The organism is Alkalihalobacillus sp. CinArs1, assembly GCF_947387515.1.
GTDB lineage: Bacteria > Bacillota > Bacilli > Bacillales > Guptibacillaceae > Guptibacillus.
The window spans coordinates 851,245-873,824 of the sequence record NZ_CANDOB010000002.1; the positions used below are offsets into that span (position 1 = coordinate 851,245).

Genomic DNA, 22,580 nt, shown 5'->3' on the forward strand with positions numbered 1-22,580 from the left:
AATGCAACCGACTTCCCGTAACAAACGACGCGCATCGTTCGAATCGTTATGGTAAACTGTTAGAAAATTTGCGTTTTTAACAGAAAATTATTGTAATTAGCCTTTTTTTACCAGTCTTTTTTGTTAAACTACTCATAAGTCTAATCAACTTTGAACACAGGAGAGGGGTTAACGACATGAAGGAAACGTTACATAACAGACTCGAAGAACTATACCCAGATATGGTGTCACTCAGAAGAGATCTTCACCAGCATCCAGAACTTTCATTCGAAGAAATTCGAACTCCTGAATTGATCGCATCCTTTTACGAAAGTCTCGGGATGGAAGTGCGAACCAAAGTAGGAGGAAGAGGGGTCGTGGCGACGCTGAAAGGAAGAGAACCCGGAAAAACCGTCGCGCTTCGAGCAGATTTCGATGCTCTTCCGATTCATGATCAAAAAGAAGTTCCGTATAAGTCTACGGTTCCAGGCGTCATGCACGCTTGTGGACACGATGGCCACACCTCAACATTGCTTTATTTAGCCCAAGCGTTTTATGAGCAGAGAGAGAACCTGACAGGAACGATCGTTTTCATCCATCAGTTTGCTGAAGAGCTTGCACCAGGCGGAGCAAAACCGATGATAGAAGACGGTTGCCTCGACGGAGTAGATGCTTTATTTGGAACGCACCTTTGGTCTGGATTTCCTACAGGCACGATCGCTTACAGAGCGGGCGAACTGATGGCAGCAGCAGACTCATTTGAAATCGTCATAAAAGGTAAAGGTGGCCATGGCGGTATTCCGCATGAGGCGATCGATTCCATCGTCATCGCGAGTCAGCTCGTCGGAAGTCTACAGCAAATCGTCAGCCGTTCGATCGACCCTTCTAAAACAGCAGTCCTTTCTGTTGGGTCATTTCATGCTGGCTCTGCGTACAACGTCATATCTGAATCGGCTACGTTAACAGGGACTGTTCGAACCTTTGATATGGAAGTGCGTGAAGACATCGTAAAAAGAATGGAAAGAATGATCAAAGCAGCTTGTGACGCAGTTGGAGCCGACTATTCCTTCACATATAAAAGAGGGTATCCTCCTGTCGTTACTCATGAAGAGGAAACAAAGCTGCTCGCATCAGTTGCAGAAAAAATTGATGATGTGAACGAAACGATTGAAACAGACGCATTGATGGTAGGGGAAGATGTATCATACTACTTACAGCAAGTCCCAGGCACATTCTTTTTAACTGGAGCAAGAAGTGAAGAAATAAATGCCGTTTATCCGCATCATCATCCGATGTTTGATATCGATGAGAAATCGATGCTGATCGCAGCGAAAACGCTTTGTGATGTTACATTAAAATATTTAGAGAAGACTCATAGATAGAGAGAGTTTACACGGATTGGGAGTGGACGTATGTCGAAAGGGTTACTAAACAATGAAGCTGAACTAAGTAAACGTCAACTTCATCTACTCATGGAAGTTTCCACGATTTTAAATTCATCTTTAAATTTTTACTCTGTTATACAGTCGGTGATTGAAGAGGCAGTTTCTGCGATCGATGCCGCTGAAGGAGGCATTCTTTTTCTGTTAGACGAAAACGAGGAGGGGCTGAAAGTCGCTGCTTCAACAGGGTTCAATAAAACGAGCCTGAATGAAGTCGTTTTGTATCCTGGAGAATCGATGACGGGGCTTTCGTTTGAAAGAAAGAAGACAATGCATTTTCCTACGAGTGAAAAAGCAGCCGAGGCGATGAGCACGATGACCTCACGCAATAAGGAGCTGTATCATGAGTCGGCAATCCGCTTACCGATGAGTACAGTTTGTGTTCCGATCAAGAAAGAATCTTCTTGTACAGGTGTGATCGTACTCGATAATTTTAATGAGATGAAGCAGTTTGAAGAGGAGGATATCAAGCTCGTTGAAGCGATCTCTTCACAAGCTGCAATCGCTATTGAAAATGCAGGGCTTTATGAAAATAAAAAAGCTTCGATCGAGAAATTAAAGACGTTTAATAAAACAGTCGTTGAACAAAACGAAAATCTATCAAAATCGGTTGAAACGCATCAATCTCTCTCTGATTTTGGGATGGAAGAGAACTCTTTTCAGAATATCTGTACCTTCCTAGCAAATTCAATCGACCGTCCAGTCGTGTTGTTTAGTGCTTTTGGAGATGTTCAAGCAACGAGCATAGAGGAGTTTCCTCACGTTGAAGAAATAAGGGAAGCCATTCATTGTAATATACGTTCTACTGAGAGAAGCATTGGAAAGAGTATGTTCCACGGTGACGGCTTTATGCTGTTCGCTTTAGGAAGGTTAACGTTTCCAACAGGCTATCTAGCGATCTTATCGAACGGCACTCAACTAACAAGGTTTGAACACTCTGCTATTTGGCATTCTTGTACCGTTGCTGGATTGCAGTTAATGAAGAAAGAAGGGGATGAGAAGGAAAAGCATCGGCTTACGAATGAGCTATTGATCAACATGATGTCAGTCGAAGGTGAGGATGCTGATGTTGACTATCTTGCCACGCGACTACATACGAGTGAAGACGGCTTATATACGATCTCACTTATCGATCTTCCTAAGGAAACGGGTCCAGATAAGGAAGAGTGGTTGAGGCAGTGCGTTCATGCTGCGATTCAGTATTCTATTTCTCAATCTCAATGTAAAAACATCCACGTTACGGAGTGGGGAAGGCAAATCGTTCTGCTCTTCTATTTTGACAAGGAGATAGAGCGTCACGATGCAATAGAGAAAGTCGACACTTTTGTTAAAAAGCTAACATCGCTACTGAACACAGTGATCGATGACCCGCAATACAGAATCGGAATAGGAAAAACTGTTAAAGGAATGCAGCAGCTGTTTGAAACGTTTAAAGAAGCCAAGAAAACCGTACTGTTTTTACGAAGGTTCGCCTTTGAGGGAAGTGTTGCTTCATATGCAGATATCGGAGCACTAAGGTTGTTGCTGAACAATAATGAAAAAGAGCTTTCCGATTACACCCTTGACTATCTGAGTCCACTATTGACGTACGAGAAACGTAGGAAAGGCGACCTTTTTCATACACTCTTTATCTATCTTTCTACTGGACAGGATTTAAGAAGAGCATCTGAATTACTTCATATCCACGTCAATACGATGAACTATCGCATACAAAGAATACAAGAAATCTTATCTGTTGATTTTAACTCACCTGGGGATTTATTAAATATTCAGGTCGCATGCAACATCTATAAATACCTTTATGATGTGAATCAATCTTGATCAGGTTCTAAGAATGGACGAAGTTTTCTAATGTATCTTCTAATATCAAACAATAGCTTCGTCTGCGTTTTTTTATCGCTTGTAAATGAGCGAACGTGTGAAATCGAAGGAAAGGCACCATGTTCATTGAAGCGGACTGGTAGGACAGCTTGTTTGAGCAAATCTCCTGATTTGCGATCGATCAACTCTACTTCTACCTCCGCTTCAAGCGTGCCTGGTATATGATAGTTTTCGAGTCGTATGACTCTTTGTACTTTGAATAGTAGTTGATCCATGAGAAGCCTCCTCTTCTATGATGGTACTGTTATTATAAAACACTCAAGAAGTCGTGCCTATAAATGGATGCGCTGCTTTGAGAAATTTAGGATATTTTGCTGAAAGATGGAAGGGTATTACAAAGAAATGTCTAATAGATTACATAACAATTCTATTTTTACATTGTGTTGCAATCATCCACAATTTGAGCGGGGTATTCTATGGGGAATTTCACCTATACATTTCACTTCTTTATTGTTGCACTGTCTATATTCATGGTGGTGAGCTATGCCTATACGGCATTCGACTTTCATGAGCGATCATTAAATGCTACTTACAGAGCGAAGAGGCTATGGGTGATCGGAAGTTCGATTACGCTTGGTTCTGGTATTTGGATTCTTTATTATATAGGCTTGCATGGGTACTCGAGCAATATTACATCACAGTTCGATACACCGCGTTTCATTATGCTTTCTTTTATGCTACCGTTGCTCGGTTCGATCGCGACGTTTTTTTTACTTTCATTAAAGCTCGGTCGTTTTATTACTGTTTTGTTGTGCAGTATCTCTTTAACGGTGACATTGCTAGCTCTTCAGCTTTTGAGCTCTGTTTTTATTCTAGGCATATCTTATAGTTTAGGGAACGTCTGGCAATTGGTCGTGACTGCTTTTATTGCTTTATTTTCATCGTTTAGTAGCTTTTGGATCGTATACGGTATGAGGAATGAAAAGCGTCAGTTTATTAATAACTTAGTCGGTGCTCTAGTAATAGGGTTAGGGATCGCATCTGTTCATTACTTCTCGATTTCTTATGCTTCTTCATCAACATCGTTTAACCTTGAAAACTACAGTGAAAACTCTATGATGCAATATCTTGTTTTAACTGCTGTTTTTATCGTAACGGTCCTTCTTCTAATTAGTGTCGTTAGAGATCGAAAGTTAGCATTAAAGACAGCTCAGCTGCGGGAAAGTGAACGACGCTATCTTTCTCTTGTAGAAAACAACCCAGATGGCATCATGCTCGTTGATCTTGAGGGAATGATCATCAACATCAATCCTGCTTTAGAGAAAATATCAGGCTATACTTTAAAAGAGGCAACAAATCTCAACTGTTATAACATCCTTTCAGGTGGAACGAAAAAAAGAACTATGAAGTGCTTTATAGAAGTAAAGAGAGGAGTTTCACAAAAATGTGAGTCAGCGATCCTGCACAAGATGGGACACTCTGTCAAAGTTAGGTTGATAATGATTCCTCATGTGATCGATGCTAGCATTAAAGGGGTTATCGTCATTGTAGAAGATATCACTGAGATAAAAGAAACAGAAGAGCTTCTCAGAAAATCTGAGAAATTAACTGCAGTAGGTGAATTAGCTGCTGGTGTAGGACATGAGATTCGTAATCCACTCACATCGTTAAAAGGTTTTGCAAACATCCTTTCAACTTCTACGACAGACGTGAAGTCGAAAGAGTTTTTACAGATCATGCTCTCTGAGATCGATCGGATCAATGTGATCGTTAGTGAGTTCATGCTCCTCGCTAGGCCTCACGATAAAGAGTTCGCTCGATGTGACCTGATCTCACTCCTAAGGCATGTGGTTACATTGCTAAAAACACAAGCAATTTTAAATGACGTTGTGATTCGAACGCATTACGAATTTGATCGTCTCCTGATCACATGTGAAGAGAACCAGATCAAACAAGTATTTGTTAACCTTATTAAGAATGCGATCGAGGCGATGCCTGATGGCGGAATCATCACGGTGAAGGTTTTGCTGAATGAGGAGAACGAAGCGTTAGTTAGTATAACAGATCAAGGTGTGGGGATTTCAGATGAACAGCTGAAACGGATCGGTGAACCGTTCTACACGTTGAAGGAAAACGGTACGGGTCTAGGGATGATGGTAAGCTTCAACATCATCGAGAATCATGGTGGTACGCTTCAGCTGACAAGTAGTGAGGGAAAAGGAACCACTGTCGAAGTCGTCTTGCCTTCTGTTGAAGAAAATCTAATAATAGTCAATTAAAGCGCTGACAGTTGTCAGCGCTTTTCCTATTGTAGAAACATATTACATTTCTTTATTATTTGACCAAAAATCGGTTCCAGGGCGTAACGCTTGTGCGATCTAACTTCCATTTTTCGTCGGCTGCTCGAGATGGGGATGATCAAATCCTTTGAATTCTGAAGCGGGAATATCCAAAGCGGTCGAAATTTTTAAAAGCGTTTGCCCGTCAGGAGATTTGCGGTTTTCTTCGATCGCCTTCATCACACCTTTTCCAATGCGGACTTTCACGGCAAGCTCTTCAATCGTCATCCCTTTTTCAAGTCTATGTCTTCGGATAATTTCAGATAATCCATTCATTTTCTCTTCCTCCTATCAAATTTTTATTGCGGGCATTTGCCTATCGAGTAGCAGTTTATAGTGCTATTGTATAGACTGATTTGAAAGAAAACTGTGACATTCATCACGCTTATGATTCTAAACAGCTATAAAATGAATAAAATAATGTTGACAAAGATGGCAGAACGCGATAGTTTTGTACTAAGGAAACATTTGTGTGTGAATGCATAGTGTGATAAAAAGTTGAAAGTCATAACTGACTTCCTTTTTTTTAACCAAGTTTTGCCCGGGGGAAACAAATATAAACGTGGCCAAGATTACTTGTCACAAATGCACCAAGCCACCTTTTTTTCCGCTATGCACAATATCACAACCGAAGAATATTATTTTAACTAATCGAAAGTGAGGAACAAATCATGAAGAAATTTATAGGACTATTTCTAGGGGCGGTACTTGCGGTCGTTCTTTCAGCTTGTGGCAGCACAGATGCAGGGAGCGAGAACGAAAAGATCGTTGTTACAACTACGATCGGTCAGATTGCAGATATCGTTGAAAATGTAGGTGGAGAGCACGTAGAAGTGGATGGACTAATGGGACCAGGTATTGACCCTCACTTATACAATGCTTCACAGGGAGACATCAATAAACTTTCAAAAGCTGATATTATCTTTTACAACGGTCTTCATCTTGAAGGAAAGATGGGAGACATCTTCGCAAAGATGAAGAAAGATAAGCCAACATATCCGATTGCTGAAGCCATTCCGGAAGAAAAACTTCTTCAAGATCAAGCTGACGCATCTGCAATCGATCCACACGTTTGGTTTAACATCGATCTATGGAAATATGCAGTTGAAGAAGTGCGCGATGGTTTGATCGAATACGATCCTGAGAATAAAGAAGAATATATGAAGAATACGGAAGCTTATATTAAGGAATTAGAAGAAGTACAGGCAGAAGCTCAGGAGAAGATCAACGAGATTCCTGAAGAAAGCCGCGTGCTAGTAACTGCACACGATGCATTTCAGTATTTCGGTCAGGCATATGGAATGGAAGTAAAAGGGCTTCAAGGACTAAGCACGGATTCAGAATACGGCTTGCGCGATGTGCAAGACCTTGTGAACGTTCTTGTTGACAGAAACATTAAAGCAGTATTTATCGAGACGAGTATCTCAGAACGCTCGATCAATGCAGTAGTCGAAGGTGCAAAAGAAAAGGGTCACGATGTGAAAATTGGCGGTGAATTGTTCTCAGATGCAATGGGAGAAAAGGGAACGCCAGAAGGTACGTACACAGGAATGTACCGACACAACATCGATACGATCACGAATTCGTTAAAATAAGGATGTAAGAAGTCGAAAGGAGTTTCAGGAATGAATCCCGTTGATATATCTAACGTAACAGTTGCATATGACAGAAAGCCAGTTCTTCAGGAAGTGACATTCAATGTCCCTGAAGGAAAGCTTATTGGAATCGTAGGTCCTAACGGTGCAGGCAAATCTACATTGATCAAAGCGATCTTAGGGCTGGTTCCAACAGCTTCTGGCACTGTTCGAATATACGGCAAACCCTACAAGGCACAGAGAAAACTCGTTGGATACGTTCCTCAAAGAGGCTCTGTCGATTGGGATTTTCCAACGAATGCGCTTGATGTCGTTTTGATGGGGAGATATGGCCACATCGGATGGTTTAAGAGACCTGGTAAGAAGGATACTAAAATCGCGATGCAGGCACTCGATAAAGTTGGAATGAAAGAGTATGCGGATAGACAGATCAGCCAGCTTTCAGGTGGACAGCAACAGCGCGTGTTTCTTGCAAGAGCTCTCGCTCAAGATGCAACCGTTTATTTTATGGATGAACCGTTCGTTGGGGTAGATGCTGCTACAGAAAAAGCGATCATCGCGCTATTGAACGAGTTGAAAGCCCAGGGTAAAACGGTGTTGGTGGTCCATCATGACCTCCAAACAGTCAAAGAATATTTTGATTGGACCCTACTATTGAATAAAAGGCAGGTAGCACTTGGGCCGACTGAAGAAGTGTTTACGATCGATAATTTACAGAAAACGTACGGAGGAAGACTTGCGTTTCTAGATCAGCAAGTGAATCAACCGTTCGTTCAACAGTGATAAGGAGGACCGGCAATGTGGAATGAGATACTCCTGACTCTACAGGATGCTAATACACAATGGGTCCTCTTTGGATCCATACTTCTCGGTATAGCGAGCGGCGTGCTCGGTAGTTTTGCGCTGCTTCGTAAACAAAGCTTGATCGGAGATGCGATGGCCCACGCGGCATTGCCGGGGATCTGTATCGCTTTTCTCCTATACGGTACGAAGTCGATCGGTTGGTTTCTTATTGGTGCCGCGCTATCAGGTTTGTTAGCGACCTATTTCATCCAATCGATCATCCATCATTCAAGAATCAAAGAAGACACGGCGATCGGTCTAGTGCTCTCCGTGTTCTTTGGTTTTGGTATCGTACTTTTAACAAAAATTGCACAATCGGAAAACGGAAATCAAAGTGGTCTAGATGATTTTATTTTTGGGCAGGCGGCATCATTAGTTGGAAATGATGTAAAGGTCATCTCTAGTGTCGCAATTGTACTACTGATCATCACGTATCTCTTGTTTAAAGAACTAAAACTGTTTACGTTCGACCGTCAATTCGCAAAAGGAATCGGATTACCGACAGGGCTGTTGAACGCTCTATTGATGACGTTGATCGTTAGTGCTGTTGTAATCGGTCTTCAAGCAGTAGGTGTTATCTTGATGGCTGCGATGCTGATTACGCCGGCAATATCCGCTCGGTATTGGACGGATCGTCTTGATCGCATGGTTATCATTGCAGGAGGAATCGGAGCGCTATCAGGAACTCTCGGTACGATTTTGAGTTCGATGGCGAATAGCCTTCCGACTGGTCCAGTCATCGTCATTGCTGCGACATTGATGTTTCTTTTTTCACTCGTCTTCGCTCCAAAACGCGGTTTGGTTTCAAAAGGTGTGAAGCTATATAAACTACGTAAGGAGGTCGCTCGTGAAACGGTTCTCCAAACGCTTTATGATTTAACGGAGTCGACAACCACGAGCGGTGGAGAAATCGAATTTACACCGCAAGCGATTGCTGAACGCAGACCGATGAGTGATCGAAAACTTCAAGCGAATCTTTTATCACTTGAAAAAGAAGGCTTGGTTGTCAATTCGGGAGACAAATGGAAATTAACATCTAACGGTGCGGTAGAGAGCTATGAAATCACATTAAACAATCGATTGTTCGAAACGTACTTGATGTATGAAATGAAGTTCGCACATCTTCAACTAGCCGCAAACGATTCATGGAATTATAAAGAACTTTCAGCGGAAACGTTAAACGAACTTAAGGGATACATGGCAGTTCACGACCGAACGCCAAAATTAGATCCAGAGTTATTTGCGACTTTTGGAAATCATGATGAGCAGAAAAGGGAGGTGAACTGATCATGAGCTATGGCGCATGGATTATCCTAACAGGCTCACTCGTAGGAGTATCATGTGGAATCGTTGGTTGTTTTCTAATATTGAGGAAGATGGCGATGTTAGCTGATGCGATCAGTCACACCGTCTTATTAGGAATCGTACTTGCATACCTTGTAAGTCACTCCCTCGAAGGAATATATATGCTTGTAGGGGCTGGAATAATCGGACTTTTGACGGCCTTCTTAGTACAGGTCCTCGATACGTCTGGCGTTCAATCTGATGCAGCGATCGGCGTTGTGTTCACATCGTTGTTTGCTCTTGGAGTTATCTTATTATCAGCTTTTGCAGGAAAAGTTCACCTTGACGTCAACCATGCATTGATGGGTGAAATTACATTCATTCCATGGGATACGTTAACGATCAATGGAATGGATCTTGGACCATCTGCTGTATGGATGCTTGGTTTTGTCCTGATACTGAACCTTATCTTAATCTTTTTCTTTTATAAAGAAATTAAGATCAGCTCATTCGACCCTGCTATGGCAACAGCGATCGGGATTCCGGTCATCTTCATCCACTACCTTTTGATGTCGATGGTATCCATTACGACGGTAGCATCTTTCGATAGTGTTGGTGCGATCTTAGTTGTTGCGATGTTGATCGTACCTGGTGCCACTGCGTACTTGTTAACAGATCGATTGATCATCATGCTTTGTATCAGTGCTGTAATCGGGGTCGCTTCTGCAGTCGGAGGCTATTACGCGGCGCTTGCATGGAACATTTCGATTTCAGGTTCTATGGCTTCGATCGCTGGTTTGATCTTTGGTCTTACGTTTATTTTATCTCCGAAACATGGACTCTTAGGTAAGGTGCTTGCTAGAAGGTCGATATCTACACAGCACTCATAATCCATTTAACGCGATAAATTATAGAAGAAATGATTCGAAACTATATGAAAATTTAGAGACTTATAGTATAGTAAGTTCATATCGATAGACTGTACCCACGGGTCTATCTCCTCAATTGAAGGGCCATCCTAACGAATGCTGGATTCGTTAGGATGGCTATTTCTTTTTTTATTTTTAGATTGAAATGAAATTTCATAGGGAATATACCTGTGGAATGGAATTGATTGAGAGGAGAAATAGAGATGGATGTAGGTACAGAATCAAGAGTGAAGGCTCAGCAAGCAAAAAACGATGTAAAGCCCTGGATCAGAGGACTGGCAAGGATGGGCTATATTGCAAAAGGCGTTGTGTATTTAATTATTGGTGTTCTGGCCTTTCAAGCCGCAATTGGTACGGGAGGAAAAACGACTGATTCGAAGGGAGCTTTCGCAGCGGTCGCCTCAAAACCGTTTGGAGAAGCACTTCTTTGGGTCTTAACTGTTGGATTGCTTGGGTATGCGATGTGGAAGTGTATTCAAGGCATTAAAGATCCTGAGAAAAAGGGAAATGGGACGAAGGAAATCTTCTTACGCGTTGGATTTGTCGGAAGTGGGATCGTTCATGTATTTTTAGCCTACAACGCTGTTCAGATCATCTCAAGAGCTGGGAGTTCTTCTTCTGGCGGAAAACAGTCATGGTCTGCTATGTTATTAAGTAAGCCTTTTGGACAATGGATCATCGCATTAATTGGCGTTGGGTTCATCATATTCGGCATTTCTCAAGTTGTTCGAGCATATAAGAAGTCGTTTATGAAGAGTTTAAAAAATCACAATATGCATGACCAGGAACAGTGGTGGGGCAAGCGCTTCGGTCAATTTGGCTTGAGTGCTCGAGGTGTTGTGTTCGCTTTGATGGGAATCTTCTTTATTCAAACAGCGATCACAGCAGATCCTGATAAAACAAAAGGACTCGATGGCGCCCTTTCAGAATTGTCACAGCAGCCATATGGTACAGTTCTATTAGCTATTGTTGCTCTCGGTTTCATCGCATATGGATTATTTATGTTTGTAAAGGCGAAGAATAGGAGAGTAACCGTTTCTTCATAGGTAGGTGGAATGTTTGAAAGAGATTTCGTTGAAAGATGCACAAGTAGCGATACAGGATGAAACATTGTTCTTTTTATACCTGTATGGAACGAACTGTTCAGTTTGCCATGCATTACTACCACAGGTAGAAGAAGTGATGAAGCAGTATCCAGAAATAAAGTGTGGAAAATTAAACGTACATGAGGTTCCTGAAGCGGCAGGTGAGTTCTCCGTGTTTACGATCCCTGTTCTCCTCTTATATGTGGAGGGAAAAGAAACGATCCGAGAAGCACGATTTGTTAACATGGATTCCTTTGCTTCAAGTATCGAGAGAATCACGACTCTTATAAAAGGTTAAGGCTTTCCTGGTTCACAGCTAGGAGGGAAGTTCTGTATCATAACACGAAAATAAGAAAACAGCGCACAGCATCCCGCAGGATGCTGTGCTTTTCTGTGTTATCACACAAAAATCACTCGATAAACTCTGTGAAATTTGGGTGTTTATAATATTTTTTATTTTTCTGAAAAATAGGTTGAACCTTTTTGTTTTATTGTTATATAATACTAACATATTAAGTTAGTTGTACTATAACAGATAGGAGGAAGTAAATAATGAATTGTTATACGTGTTCTGGAAATGGTGAACTTTCTTGTCCTCATTGTCACGGTAAGGAAAGAACGGCTGAACAATGCAAGCATTGTCGCGGAGAAGGCTGTGTTGGATGCCACCGCTGCAGTGGCAACGGACGTTTGGATTAATTGAAAGGGGGCTACAAATGGGAACGGTGAATGTAAAAACTGTATCACTAACACGGTCAGATGAAGAAGCAAAGTTCCTATCGAGGCTCATTCATACATTCGATGTAGAACGCTCCCAGATACATGAGCCAAGAAACAGCGGATTGAACACAAACGTAAATCGTATCGACAGCAACTGGCACGTTAAGCCGGTGAGAAAAGATCTGCAAGATCAAAGAGTCGGTTTGATCGTAAGACATCATTCAGAAATGAAGAGAAGCCTTGAATCGAGGGCGAAGGTGATTACGGTCGACTTTTTAGACTCATCAGATCGTCATTCCTCATTTAGCTATATTCAAAGCGCTATCGAAGAAGCAACGAGAAGCAGGAGCCAAATTCCAGCGATAATGTGCGATGTAAAAGCAAACGAAAAGGAATCGGTCTTAATCGTTGGAAAGTACTTGTTTCAAAATGCTGAAGCCTTATTACATAGGCGGTCAGCACCATATTTTTCACTAAGAGGGATTGCTTCTTGTGAGATGGCGAGGGTATGGAGAAAGCTTATCTCCTTCGCTGAAGCTGAACTATCACTTATAAGAGGTACTGTCAAAGTGGCGGTTGAAATTGACGCTGTGAATTATACCGACTGCGAACACATTCTTTATGAGTTTAAAGACCATTGTGCTGGTCTTAGGGTGGTGACTGATGATCGACACGTTGATAGCGAGATCGTACAAAACACCATTGCGATCGGCCATGCGCGAGGTACTCATGTCATCGCACTTAAAGAGCGAACGTTCACCGAGAAAGCAGCCGAATCAGAAGCGATAACTGGATTTGACGGAATTAGTATTAGCAATCATACAGCCATCGAAAGTATGGTAATCATTTGGAATTATATTATGCCAGATGCAAATCAGTTATGGAAGAAACGAAAAGGAATCACTTGTTAACTTACATTAGGGGAGGAATTAATGATGAATGAAGGAAAAAAGTTACTGGATAGCTGGAAATCAGACCGTTTTACAGGTGTTGAGCGACCGTACTCACCTGAAGACGTAATGAAGTTAAGAGGATCGGTTCAGATCGAATATACATTAGCACGTAGAGGTGCTGAAAGGCTCTGGAAATCCATAAACGAAGAAGACTTTGTGAATGCGCTCGGTGCATTGACAGGAAATCAAGCCGTTCAACAAGTAAAAGCGGGCTTGAAGGCTATATACTTAAGCGGATGGCAGGTAGCTGCTGACGCAAACGTTTCAGGGCAAATGTATCCCGATCAAAGTCTATATCCAGTGAACAGCGTGCCGCAAGTTGTAAAACGAATCAACCAGGCTCTTCAAAGAGCAGATCAAATTGAGCATTCAGAAGGTAGCTTTAATCGTGATTGGTTTGTTCCGATCGTAGCAGATGCTGAAGCTGGATTCGGTGGTGCACTGAATGTATTTGAACTGATGAAGTCCATGATTGAAGCAGGTGCTGCAGGTGTTCACTTCGAAGATCAGCTATCTTCAGAGAAAAAGTGTGGGCACCTCGGAGGGAAAGTGCTGCTTCCAACGCAGCAAGCTGTGCGGAACCTTATCTCCGCAAGACTAGCGGCTGACGTGATGGGTGTACCAACCGTGATCATCGCTAGAACAGATGCGAACGCTGCTAACTTGATCACAAGCGATGTAGACGGCTATGACCGAGAGTTTTTAACAGGCGAACGAACACCGGAAGGCTTCTTTTACACGAAGGCTGGACTCGATCAAGCGATCGCTCGAGGGCTTGCATACGCACCTTATGCTGATTTGATCTGGTGTGAAACATCTGAACCAAACCTTGAAGAAGCGAAACGATTTGCAGAAGCGATTCATGAGAAATTCCCTGGAAAACTTCTTGCATACAATTGTTCTCCATCGTTCAACTGGAAGAAGAAGCTTGATGACGAAACCATTGCGAAATTCCAGAAAGAATTAGGGAAGATGGGCTATAAGTTCCAGTTTGTAACACTTGCTGGTTTCCACGCGCTCAACCACAGCATGTTCGAGCTTGCTCGGGATTACAAAGATCATGGAATGGCTGCCTATTCGAGGCTTCAACAAGCTGAGTTTGCAAGCGAAGCGGATGGCTACACTGCGACAAGGCATCAAAGGGAAGTAGGGACTGGTTACTTTGATGCGGTTTCTCAAGTGATTACAGGAGGAACTTCTTCCACGACAGCTCTCAAAGGGTCAACAGAAGAAGAACAGTTTTCGACGAATTAAAGTAAAAACCGGCTGATTTCAGCCGGTTTTTTCGTTACTTGAACTTTATGTTAGACTCCACGATCGTTCCGCCTTCAGTTACCTCTTTCAAGCAATCGAGTGCTTTATGAAGAACCTGTTGTTGTTGTTCTTTATTACCAGGTTGTCCTACAGCACTACCAAAAGGAAATCTGCTATATAGCGTGCGGGGGATTTTCACATAGTCTGCAATTTCTTTTGACATCGAGAGTGTAACGGTTGGAATTCCGTGTTCTTCCAATATGCGAGCGACCAGACCGGCCGACTGTTGGCAAATTGGTCAGGAAGGAACCAACAATGCGAAATCAACGTTTTGCTGAAGTAGTTTTTGTGCTACTTCAGGTGCAGTAACCTGTTTTAGTGGATGAGGAGTTGGGATATAGCCCATAAAACTATAGTGGGTATCTGCGAGCCCCCCAATTCTTCCTTCCTCCACCAGTTCATTCATTCTTTCGAACGGGAAGAGGACGTTAGGGTCCTGCCTCACGTTCGTTTGGTCATAATGTTCATGAGAGAAAGATAGATCTTTATTCGGTGTTGTTGCAGGTATTTCTCGGTAAGAAGGATCACCTAATCCGAAATGATCGGTAAAAGGTGTTTGTCCTTTTACATAAACCCCACCTGTTGTGATGATAGCACCTTTTGCATTACTTAGATCTTTTGTAAAAGGTGTGAAAGGTGTAGTTTCGTTCTTTTCGTATCGAAACGATGGAACCCAGTTTTGCCTTACTGCTTGTTCAACTTTTTCGATCAACTTTTTCTCCTCCTTTCGTATGTAATATCCCCATTCCGTTTTATCATTTATGCCAACAGATGAAAAGATATATGCTCTAACACTCATAATTAGAAGGACAAGTTAATATGATGGGTAATAAAAACGTTGGGAGGGACAGGCAGGAATGAAAAAGACGTTTGCCTATGTGACATGATCTTTCGTTTTTTCATTTTTCTAGTTGGCTTTGGTCTCTCTGTCGCAGGTGGCGTTACTTTAATACTCGAACTAAACTTTATTATCATCGGTCACACTGTTTTAGAATATTTACAATATGTATCACGACGACCGGAGATGTTTTTATTTGCATCTGGAATCATTGTGATTTGGGTAAGTGTATATTGGCCTAAGTTTTAATGTGTGAAATCCCAATATCTCCGCTAATGTCCCTTTCATAATCGAGCACTTTCCATAACCTATACTGTAGGCAATCGAACGGTAATGGAAAGGGAGATGACATGTGAGGTATATGGGACATCATATGAATTGTTATGATCCGCGTCTACACACGAGATACAATCATCAAATGAGACAGTTTGGCCTTGGATATCCTTTTCTCGGCGGTTTGGCAGGTGGGCTTGCTGGAGGATTTATCGGAAGTGCCATAGCACCCGGATACGGCTATCCTGGTCCAAGGCCTCCTTATTACGGTGGAGGTTATGGCTATCCGCCGTATGGATATCAAAACTACCCAGGACAATATGGAGCAGGCTACCAAAGCGGGGGCTACCCAGGTGGTTACGGAGGATATGGAAGTCAGTATAGTTCACCATACTGGCAAGGTTCTTATAGATAAGTAAAGAAGCAAAGACGCTGTCTTTGCTTCTTTTATTTAAAACGATTCCCATTTCACAAGTTGTGCTGTTTCAAGACGATGAGTTACCTCGAGCCAGTTTACAACATTCCACCAGTTATCAATATACTCTTTTCGATTATTCTCATACTGAAGGTAGTAGGCGTGCTCCCATACATCGAGAACAAGAAGAGGGATCACATCCCATTGACTCAGGTTCTGATGCTTTTCGGCTTGGAGAATTTCTAATCGTCTCGAAACGGGTGACCATACGAGAATCGCCCACCCTGAACCTTCGACTTTATTTGCAGCGTTCGTAAACTGTTCTTTAAATTGCTTGAAGCTGCCAAAACTCTTATTGATTTCATCAAGCAATACACCAGAAGGTTTTCCTCCGTGTGGCGTCATCACTTTCCAGAAGATCGTGTGTAGATAGTGCCCTGCACCGTTAAAAGCTAGCTCCCTCTCCCAGTGTTTGATGAGCTCGTATTTTCCTTTTTTTCTAGCCTTTTCGAGCTCCGTTTCTGCTTGGTTTAAGCCATCTACATAGCTCTGGTGATGTTTATCATGGTGAAGCTTCATAATACGTGCAGAGATATAAGGTTCTAATGCATCGTACGCATAAGGCAGAGGTGGCAGTGTATGACCACCAATCGGTACACTCTCACGGCGAATCGCTCTCCATTCGTTGTATAGCTCTGCGGCTCTTATATAAAGAGAATTGTTAGGAGATGGGTCCTGGAGCTCTACATGATATTCTAAATCCCTTAACCAATTTTCTGTTAACGGGATGAGTGATTCGTACCGCTCATTGTTCATAATCTTTTCGTAAAAATGATTTCCCCATATCAATAGCTCATCAGGTGTGGAACTGTCCATATTTCATCCTCCTTTACTTGCCGTTATTACTATATGAAAGGGAATAGAACTTTTATCATCAAAATTTAATGTTTTTTACAAGTAGTATGTGGGTATTCCTCCTTATAGACTAAGACCTTTAAGGTGGGATTATAATGGGGAAAAGCACGAATAAGGGGACGAAGCAGCCTAGAAAACGTACTTTCTTAAGATACATAGCATTGAGCATGGTGTTTATCATGATATTTGTATTATCTTTTGGTGGCTATAATACGTATGCTTATATCAATGATGCACCTAAACTTGATGAGAAAGAGTTAAACCTTGCTCAGTCTTCAACGATTTACGATCGAGATGGAAATAAGATAAAAGATCTTATCGGTAAGGAGCATAGAAAAACAGTAGCATTTGAAGACATTCCAGACCACGTCGTGAACGCGTTTATCGCAGTAGAAGATGTGAGGTTCTGGGATCATAGCGGCGTCGACGTGAAACGAATAGGCGGTGCGATTCTTGCGAATATCAAAGAAGGTTTCGGCGCAGAAGGCGCGAGTACGATCACACAGCAAGTCGTGAAGAACATGCTTCTTGAACCTGAGAAAACGATGAAGCGAAAAGTCCAAGAAGCTTATCTTGCAATTGAGTTAGAAGAAGAGTATTCGAAAGAAGAAATCTTCGAAATGTATGTGAACAAAATCTATTTTGGTAATGGAGCATACGGTGTCGCAACCGCAGCTGATACATACTTTGATAAGAATTTGGATGAATTAACGACTGGTGAAGTTGCTCTATTGGCCGGATTACCACAAAGACCTTCTGGATATGATCCATACAAACATGAAGATCTTGCGGAAGAGAGAAGAGGAACCGTCCTCTATCTGATGGAGAAACACGGTTTCATTAGTAAAGAGGAACGAAAAGAAGCAGAATCTGTAGCAGTATCTGACTTGATTGTCGAGAAGAAAGCACCTTCTACGACCAATGACGCGTTTATTGATCAAGTGATCGTAGATTTGAAGAAAGCAGGAATACCTGAAACAGCACTTTTTACAGGCGGCTTGGAAATCCATACGACACTCGATCAAAATGCACAGCAAGTTGTTGATGATGCCCTCACAACGGATAAGGCAGTAGCGTATCCAGATGAGAAGTTTAAAGCTGGTATTGTGTTGATCGATACACAAACAGGTAAGATCAGAGCTATAGGTGGAAATCGTAACTCTGAGAAGAAAGATGTTCAAAAAGGGTTCAACTATGCAACACAATTAGAGCGTCAGCCTGGATCGACGATTAAACCTATATTAGATTATGCTCCTGGTATTGAAAAACAAAAGTGGTCTACGAACAAACAGTTCGTGGATGAAGAGCTTGAACTAAATGGAAAAGAATTTAGCAATTGGAACGATGAGTACCATGGCAGTGTATCCATTAGGACTGCATTACAGTGGTCATATAATATCCCAGCCATCAAGGCATTCATGGAAGTCGGTGGGGAAGAAGCGAAAGCATTCGCTGAAAATCTAGGAATCTCGATCGACCATACTTATCCTTCATATGCGATTGGAGGGTTCAATAAAGGGATATCTCCATTAGAACTTGCTGGAGCATACGCATCCTTTGGCTCTGGAGGAGTTTTTCATGAACCTTATAGCGTAGAGAAAGTCGTGTATCCAAATGGGAAAGAGTTGAATCTAGCATCTGAGGGAAGCCGTGCCATGAGTGAAGGAACAGCTTACATGATCACAGATATGCTTCGCACTGTAGTAAAAGATGGGACGGGTATGCAAGCGAGCATTCCAGGTCTTGACGTAGCTGGAAAAACTGGTACGACGAACTTACCAGAAGAAATCAATGCTGAAGGAACTTCAGATTCGTGGTTCTCAGGTTATACGACTAATTTTACGGCAGCAGTATGGACGGGTTATGATCAAACAACGGCAGAAACGTTTATAAAAAAGAAGGATGACGACATCGCAAAATTGTTGTTTAAGCATGTGATGGCAACAGTATCGACCGATGTAGAAACAGCAGCTTTTGAGAAACCAGATTCTGTTGTAGAGTTAAAGATCGACAAGAATTCAGGCTTGCGAGCAAACTCAAAGACTCCTAGTTCAGAAACGATTACTGAACTATTCTTCAAGGGTGAGGAACCAGAAAAAGCAAAGCTGCCTGAACCAAAACCGAAAAAAGAAGAGAAAAAGAAACCAGCTCCTCCTAACAATAGCGATAAAAAGGAAGCAGAAAAAGACAAAGAAACGAATGAACCTGAAGAGTCCTCTGAAACAAATGAACAGAGTAATTCTTCTGAAGATGCAAACGAAGAGAACAGCGGTGAACAAGGTTCAGAAGAGACCGAAAGTGAAGAAGACACCGAGAGTTCTGAATCAGGAGATTCAGGAAGTGAAGAAGGATCAGGGTCAGGAGACTCTGGAGGTGAAGATGGCTCAGGAACAGGAGACTCTGGAGGTGAAGATGGCTCAGGAACAGGAGACTCCGGAGGTGAAGATGGCTCAGGAACAGGAGACTCCGGAGGTGAAGATGGCTCAGGAACAGGAGACTCCGGAGATGAAGATGGTTCAGGATCAGGAGACTCTGGAAGTGAAGAAGGTACAGGAGGCTCAGGATCAGGAGACTCTGGAAGTGAAGAAGGTACAGGAGGCTCAGGATCAGGAGACTCTGGAAGTGAAGAAGGTGCTGGCTCAGGGTCAGGAGAATCCGGAAGTGAAGAAGGTGCTGGCTCAGGGTCAGGAGAATCCGGAAGTGAAGAAGGTGCTGGCTCAGGATCAGGAGACTCCGGAAGTGAAGAAGAAACTGATGGCTCAGATTCAGGAAACACTCGAAATGAAGAGGGTTCAGCAGAACCGGGAAACGGAAGCTCTAAAACTGATGAAGAGGATGAAGAATCAAACGATGACTCAACTGAAAATACGAAACAGTCTTCTAACGGCTAATGTTGAAAACCTCCAGATTACATCTGGAGGTTTAGTTGTTTTTCGTATGTAAAATACCGCCGCTTTGGCGGTATCAAGATGGAGGGGCTAACGGTACATATGGGCTAAATTCAGACTGAGACTGTTGAGATTCAAATTCTGGAGCTGGCTCTGTATACGCTCCAGTATTGTAAAGGTTAGAAAGAGGTTTGATGACACCTGCACTACCAATTTGAAGAACTGAAGAGTTTGAAATTCCTTCTACTCTAAGCTGATGAATGACGATGTTTTGATTTACAAAGAAATTCAAGGCTCTTCAGCTCCCTAATTATTTGCGGTGATATCTTGGTCAGCGATGTCAGGATCAAATGAGTTCGTCATACTGAATCCATTGTTTACAACATGAAAATCCCCAGTATTAAACCCTCCTGAACCTGCGTACGTTTTCGAAGTCGATTTTGGTGTTGTATTGAAGCTGTCCCCGAAGTTTACGACTCCCCCTGCGCTGTTGATTTTTACTGGACCTACAATAGAAGGCATGGATAAACATCCTTTGCAGTGATAGTTATACCGTATACTATGTCTAATCTAGGGATATGTTCTACTTATCCTCTTCAGGATCAGAGAAGAATTCACGAATGTTCTTTACTCTCGCTTCGCTTCGAATAAATTGCGTGGAACCTACGTGTAGAACAGAAGAAGCTGCAACACCGATAATATCGACTCCGCCTACTTTGATTACGGGGTTTTCTTGAATCGTTATTTGTTCCACACACTCTGTAATAACAGGGAGAGGAATCTCTTGAGAATAAATAGGAAATTCGGATAAATCCTTTGCTTCATCGCCTTTAAAGATGGGTAACTCTCGTTGCACGGCGAATACCTGCGATTCAGGAGTAACTTGGTTGCTGTCCCCTATCTGCACTGTTGCTGCAAGGTCTACGGACGCGACGCGAATCCAGTTAACGAGTGAAGCTCTAGAAGGGATCATGTCGTAATCGGCACAAATGGTCTTGTGACGATTAATGATTCTGGAGGTGTATCGAATATTGATGAGCATGCGACAGTTTGCGTATCTCCGATCAATACGACTGATGAGCTCGCTACGGCCATGATCGAAAGCTGACCTACTGAAAGTCCTCTATTTATGACGGTGTACTTCAATGTGGTTCCATCCCCTTCGGTAAGTTTTTAATGAAAGCTTCCATTCCCTTTACGACATCCCGCTTGATTTTTGTTACGATTTCTTCCGTCACTTCTTCATTCGTTGCTGAAGAAGAACGAGTGCTCGAATCGTTCAAATAATGATTGATTCTTTGATCGAGCTGTTTTTGTATATCGTTTAATATAAAATGACGATAAGGATCGTCGAGAGGGTAATTATATTGTTTTTCCAATTCCATTAGTTGAGGCAACGCATCCCTCTGCATATAAGATTGGACGTTCTGTTGAATGGCTTGAATGGCTTCTGGTGAAGCTGCTGGAGCATTTGGTCCTTGTGGCTGACCATTGACCGTAAAGTCTTCTAACATTTCTCCATTTGCGCCTGGCGTCAGTCCGATGTTAAGGGTACCATCCAACCTTTCTATTTTAAGTTGGTCAAATTTATATTCAACTTTTTCAATATTTGTTTTAGGAGATTGCGCTTGCTCTTGCATTTTTAACTCGAGCCGCTTGATCTTTTTTTCAAGCTTGCTGATTCGATTGTCTTGTTGGGCAATAGTTTCTTGCATCCGTTGCAGTATCGCGTATAAGTTATCGTTTGGATACATAGACAATCCTCTCCCGTATAGGAATCTTACTTCAGTCTATGCTGTAACTGATAATAGGTGTTCGCCCTATTTTAGATATTTGCAACCACGTTCTGATCTGCAACATCGGAATCGTTTACTGTCGTTACGCTGTAGGAACTACTTACGTTAAGTCCGTTTCCTGTATTGAATGAACCTGCACCAGCAAATGTTTTCGCTGTGCTGATAGGAGATACGATAAACACGTCACCGACATGAAATACTCCGCTACTACCGATGCTGTTTACTTTGATTGCTCCAACTAATGCCGGCATGATTTCACATCCTTTTTCTAGCGTCTCTTGTTACTGTATGCGATAAAACGGGCTAATGTTCAGACAAGTGATTGGGCGGATCCATCCTCTTGTATCGAAGGGTCATCAGCATATTTAATAAAGATCGTTTCTTCTTTGAATATTTGACTTCCTTCTGATAAAAAATAGTCTCGTCAGATAATAGAAGAAAAAGGATGTGTTTGTATGAAGATGATCGCCTCATTACTCTTAACCGTATGTATGGTAATGGGATTAACCCAGATCACTCAAGCTGGCGAACAATCAAACGTAAGAGTGATTCATGCTTCTCCAGATGCGCCAGAGGTAGATGTCTATGTGGACGGGAAACCTGCTTTTGAAGGAGCGACGTTCCAAGCAGCAACGGACTATGCATCCGTAACACCTGGTGAAAGGAAAATACAAGTGTTTCCTTCATCTGCGGGAGGAAAAGGGGATGCAGTCCTCGAGAAAACATTAACGATCGGCAGCGGCAAAGACTATTCTGTTGTTGCTTTAGGAAAGCTTTCTGACCTTTCATTGCTTGTTTTAGAGGATGAGACAGCGACTTCAGAGAAAGCGGGTATCCGCGCTGTTCATGCTTCGCCAGACGCGCCGGCTGTCGATATCGCTGTAAAAGATGGAGATGCAATCATCAGCGATCTGTCGTTCGGTAAATCTTCCGACTACAAGACGGTTGACCCAGGGACGTATGATCTTGAGATTAGACCTGCAGGGAGTAGTCAATCCGTTTTAGATTTACCGAATATTCCTGTTGAAAGTGGGCAGAATTATACTGCGATAGCAGTAGGTTTCCTAGAAGATGAACCTAGTTTGAACGTTGTTCTTGTAAAAGACGGTAATTAACACACGACCGCAGCGATTCCGCTGCGGTTCTTTCTA

Annotated in this window: 26 protein-coding genes; 15 read left to right on the forward strand and 11 right to left on the reverse strand. The window is 42.3% G+C overall.

Translation table 11 applies throughout. The features are described from left to right. Nucleotides 1-176: 176 nt before the first annotated feature. A complete protein-coding gene (locus tag PFZ69_RS13060; protein ID WP_270181517.1) occupies nucleotides 177-1,361 on the forward strand; it encodes an amidohydrolase in 1,185 nt (394 codons plus the stop codon). Nucleotides 1,362-1,391: 30 nt separating this feature from the next. Then, nucleotides 1,392-3,242 carry a helix-turn-helix domain-containing protein gene (locus PFZ69_RS13065; RefSeq protein ID WP_270181518.1) on the forward strand — a complete coding sequence of 617 codons (1,851 nt, stop codon included), beginning with the start codon at nucleotides 1,392-1,394 and terminating at the stop codon, nucleotides 3,240-3,242. On the opposite strand, the gene PFZ69_RS13070 is transcribed toward PFZ69_RS13065, so the two are convergent. Next, on the reverse strand, nucleotides 3,233-3,517 hold the full coding sequence (locus PFZ69_RS13070; RefSeq protein ID WP_270181519.1) for a hypothetical protein: 285 nt from the start codon (nucleotides 3,515-3,517) through the stop codon (nucleotides 3,233-3,235). The two genes, PFZ69_RS13065 and PFZ69_RS13070, sit on opposite strands and share 10 nt — an antisense overlap. 201 nt (nucleotides 3,518-3,718) lie before the next feature. Here PFZ69_RS13070 and PFZ69_RS13075 point away from each other — a divergent pair, with 201 nt between their 5' ends. After that, nucleotides 3,719-5,521 carry an ATP-binding protein gene (locus tag PFZ69_RS13075; RefSeq protein ID WP_270181520.1) on the forward strand — a complete coding sequence of 601 codons (1,803 nt, stop codon included), beginning with the start codon at nucleotides 3,719-3,721 and terminating at the stop codon, nucleotides 5,519-5,521. Between the two features lie 99 nt (nucleotides 5,522-5,620). Here PFZ69_RS13075 and PFZ69_RS13080 read toward each other — a convergent pair whose 3' ends face one another. After that, nucleotides 5,621-5,857 carry a helix-turn-helix domain-containing protein gene (locus tag PFZ69_RS13080; RefSeq protein ID WP_270181521.1) on the reverse strand — a complete coding sequence of 79 codons (237 nt, stop codon included), beginning with the start codon at nucleotides 5,855-5,857 and terminating at the stop codon, nucleotides 5,621-5,623. A gap of 395 nt (nucleotides 5,858-6,252) precedes the next feature. Here PFZ69_RS13080 and PFZ69_RS13085 point away from each other — a divergent pair, with 395 nt between their 5' ends. The 9 genes from PFZ69_RS13085 to aceA all read left to right on the forward strand — a co-directional run bounded on the left by PFZ69_RS13085 (nucleotide 6,253) and on the right by aceA (nucleotide 14,244). Continuing rightward, nucleotides 6,253-7,176 (forward strand): metal ABC transporter solute-binding protein, Zn/Mn family, encoded by a 924-nt coding sequence (locus PFZ69_RS13085; RefSeq protein WP_270181522.1) that lies wholly within the window; start codon nucleotides 6,253-6,255, stop codon nucleotides 7,174-7,176. Between the two features lie 30 nt (nucleotides 7,177-7,206). After that, the gene (locus PFZ69_RS13090; RefSeq protein ID WP_270181523.1) at nucleotides 7,207-7,959 is read left to right on the forward strand and encodes a metal ABC transporter ATP-binding protein; all 753 of its coding nucleotides are present in this window, start codon (nucleotides 7,207-7,209) and stop codon (nucleotides 7,957-7,959) included. A gap of 15 nt (nucleotides 7,960-7,974) precedes the next feature. Continuing rightward, nucleotides 7,975-9,306 (forward strand): metal ABC transporter permease, encoded by a 1,332-nt coding sequence (locus tag PFZ69_RS13095; RefSeq protein ID WP_270181524.1) that lies wholly within the window; start codon nucleotides 7,975-7,977, stop codon nucleotides 9,304-9,306. A gap of 2 nt (nucleotides 9,307-9,308) precedes the next feature. Continuing rightward, nucleotides 9,309-10,193: a metal ABC transporter permease gene (locus PFZ69_RS13100; protein ID WP_270181525.1), complete on the forward strand. Its 885-nt coding sequence runs from the start codon at nucleotides 9,309-9,311 to the stop codon at nucleotides 10,191-10,193. A 242-nt stretch (nucleotides 10,194-10,435) separates the two neighbouring features. Continuing rightward, nucleotides 10,436-11,278, forward strand: coding sequence for a DUF1206 domain-containing protein (locus PFZ69_RS13105; protein ID WP_270181526.1), 843 nt, complete (start codon nucleotides 10,436-10,438; stop codon nucleotides 11,276-11,278). 4 nt (nucleotides 11,279-11,282) lie between these two features. Then, complete coding sequence (locus PFZ69_RS13110; protein ID WP_333489741.1) at nucleotides 11,283-11,615, forward strand: thioredoxin family protein; 333 nt, start codon at nucleotides 11,283-11,285, stop codon at nucleotides 11,613-11,615. 254 nt (nucleotides 11,616-11,869) lie between these two features. Then, nucleotides 11,870-12,016, forward strand: a complete 147-nt coding sequence (locus tag PFZ69_RS13115; protein WP_270181528.1) for a hypothetical protein — start codon at nucleotides 11,870-11,872, stop codon at nucleotides 12,014-12,016. 17 nt (nucleotides 12,017-12,033) lie between these two features. After that, nucleotides 12,034-12,948 carry a hypothetical protein gene (locus tag PFZ69_RS13120; RefSeq protein WP_270181529.1) on the forward strand — a complete coding sequence of 305 codons (915 nt, stop codon included), beginning with the start codon at nucleotides 12,034-12,036 and terminating at the stop codon, nucleotides 12,946-12,948. 21 nt (nucleotides 12,949-12,969) lie between these two features. Further along, nucleotides 12,970-14,244 (forward strand): isocitrate lyase, encoded by a 1,275-nt coding sequence (gene aceA / locus PFZ69_RS13125; protein WP_270181530.1) that lies wholly within the window; start codon nucleotides 12,970-12,972, stop codon nucleotides 14,242-14,244. Between the two features lie 34 nt (nucleotides 14,245-14,278). Here aceA and PFZ69_RS13130 read toward each other — a convergent pair whose 3' ends face one another. Further along, nucleotides 14,279-14,503, reverse strand: coding sequence for a hypothetical protein (locus PFZ69_RS13130; protein ID WP_270181531.1), 225 nt, complete (start codon nucleotides 14,501-14,503; stop codon nucleotides 14,279-14,281). A 39-nt stretch (nucleotides 14,504-14,542) separates the two neighbouring features. Next, nucleotides 14,543-15,016, reverse strand: coding sequence for a glycine/sarcosine/betaine reductase selenoprotein B family protein (locus PFZ69_RS13135; RefSeq protein WP_270181532.1), 474 nt, complete (start codon nucleotides 15,014-15,016; stop codon nucleotides 14,543-14,545). Between the two features lie 499 nt (nucleotides 15,017-15,515). On the opposite strand from PFZ69_RS13135, the gene PFZ69_RS13140 reads away from it, so the two are divergent. Continuing rightward, nucleotides 15,516-15,830, forward strand: a complete 315-nt coding sequence (locus PFZ69_RS13140; RefSeq protein ID WP_270181533.1) for a hypothetical protein — start codon at nucleotides 15,516-15,518, stop codon at nucleotides 15,828-15,830. A gap of 36 nt (nucleotides 15,831-15,866) precedes the next feature. Here PFZ69_RS13140 and PFZ69_RS13145 read toward each other — a convergent pair whose 3' ends face one another. Further along, complete coding sequence (locus tag PFZ69_RS13145) at nucleotides 15,867-16,706, reverse strand: superoxide dismutase (protein ID WP_270181534.1); 840 nt, start codon at nucleotides 16,704-16,706, stop codon at nucleotides 15,867-15,869. A 134-nt stretch (nucleotides 16,707-16,840) separates the two neighbouring features. Here PFZ69_RS13145 and PFZ69_RS13150 point away from each other — a divergent pair, with 134 nt between their 5' ends. Beyond that, entirely contained in the window at nucleotides 16,841-19,636 is a 2,796-nt protein-coding gene (locus PFZ69_RS13150; RefSeq protein ID WP_270181535.1) for a transglycosylase domain-containing protein, read from the forward strand. Nucleotides 19,637-19,709: 73 nt separating this feature from the next. On the opposite strand, the gene PFZ69_RS13155 is transcribed toward PFZ69_RS13150, so the two are convergent. From PFZ69_RS13155 to PFZ69_RS13180, 6 genes are all read right to left on the reverse strand, one after another. Further along, on the reverse strand, nucleotides 19,710-19,925 hold the full coding sequence (locus PFZ69_RS13155) for a spore germination protein GerPB (protein WP_270181536.1): 216 nt from the start codon (nucleotides 19,923-19,925) through the stop codon (nucleotides 19,710-19,712). A gap of 14 nt (nucleotides 19,926-19,939) precedes the next feature. After that, nucleotides 19,940-20,155, reverse strand: coding sequence for a spore germination protein (locus tag PFZ69_RS13160; protein WP_270181537.1), 216 nt, complete (start codon nucleotides 20,153-20,155; stop codon nucleotides 19,940-19,942). Between the two features lie 61 nt (nucleotides 20,156-20,216). Then, complete coding sequence (locus PFZ69_RS13165; protein WP_270181538.1) at nucleotides 20,217-20,606, reverse strand: spore germination protein GerPE; 390 nt, start codon at nucleotides 20,604-20,606, stop codon at nucleotides 20,217-20,219. After that, nucleotides 20,603-20,779, reverse strand: coding sequence for a spore gernimation protein GerPD (locus PFZ69_RS13170; protein ID WP_224881323.1), 177 nt, complete (start codon nucleotides 20,777-20,779; stop codon nucleotides 20,603-20,605). Before PFZ69_RS13170 ends, PFZ69_RS13165 begins: the two co-directional genes overlap by 4 nt. Next, nucleotides 20,776-21,387 carry a spore germination protein GerPC gene (gene gerPC / locus PFZ69_RS13175; protein WP_270181539.1) on the reverse strand — a complete coding sequence of 204 codons (612 nt, stop codon included), beginning with the start codon at nucleotides 21,385-21,387 and terminating at the stop codon, nucleotides 20,776-20,778. Before gerPC ends, PFZ69_RS13170 begins: the two co-directional genes overlap by 4 nt. Nucleotides 21,388-21,458: 71 nt before the next feature. Further along, the gene (locus PFZ69_RS13180) at nucleotides 21,459-21,680 is read right to left on the reverse strand and encodes a spore germination protein (RefSeq protein WP_270181540.1); all 222 of its coding nucleotides are present in this window, start codon (nucleotides 21,678-21,680) and stop codon (nucleotides 21,459-21,461) included. Nucleotides 21,681-21,884: 204 nt separating this feature from the next. On the opposite strand from PFZ69_RS13180, the gene PFZ69_RS13185 reads away from it, so the two are divergent. Further along, nucleotides 21,885-22,544: a DUF4397 domain-containing protein gene (locus tag PFZ69_RS13185; RefSeq protein WP_270181541.1), complete on the forward strand. Its 660-nt coding sequence runs from the start codon at nucleotides 21,885-21,887 to the stop codon at nucleotides 22,542-22,544. Nucleotides 22,545-22,580 lie beyond the last annotated feature (36 nt).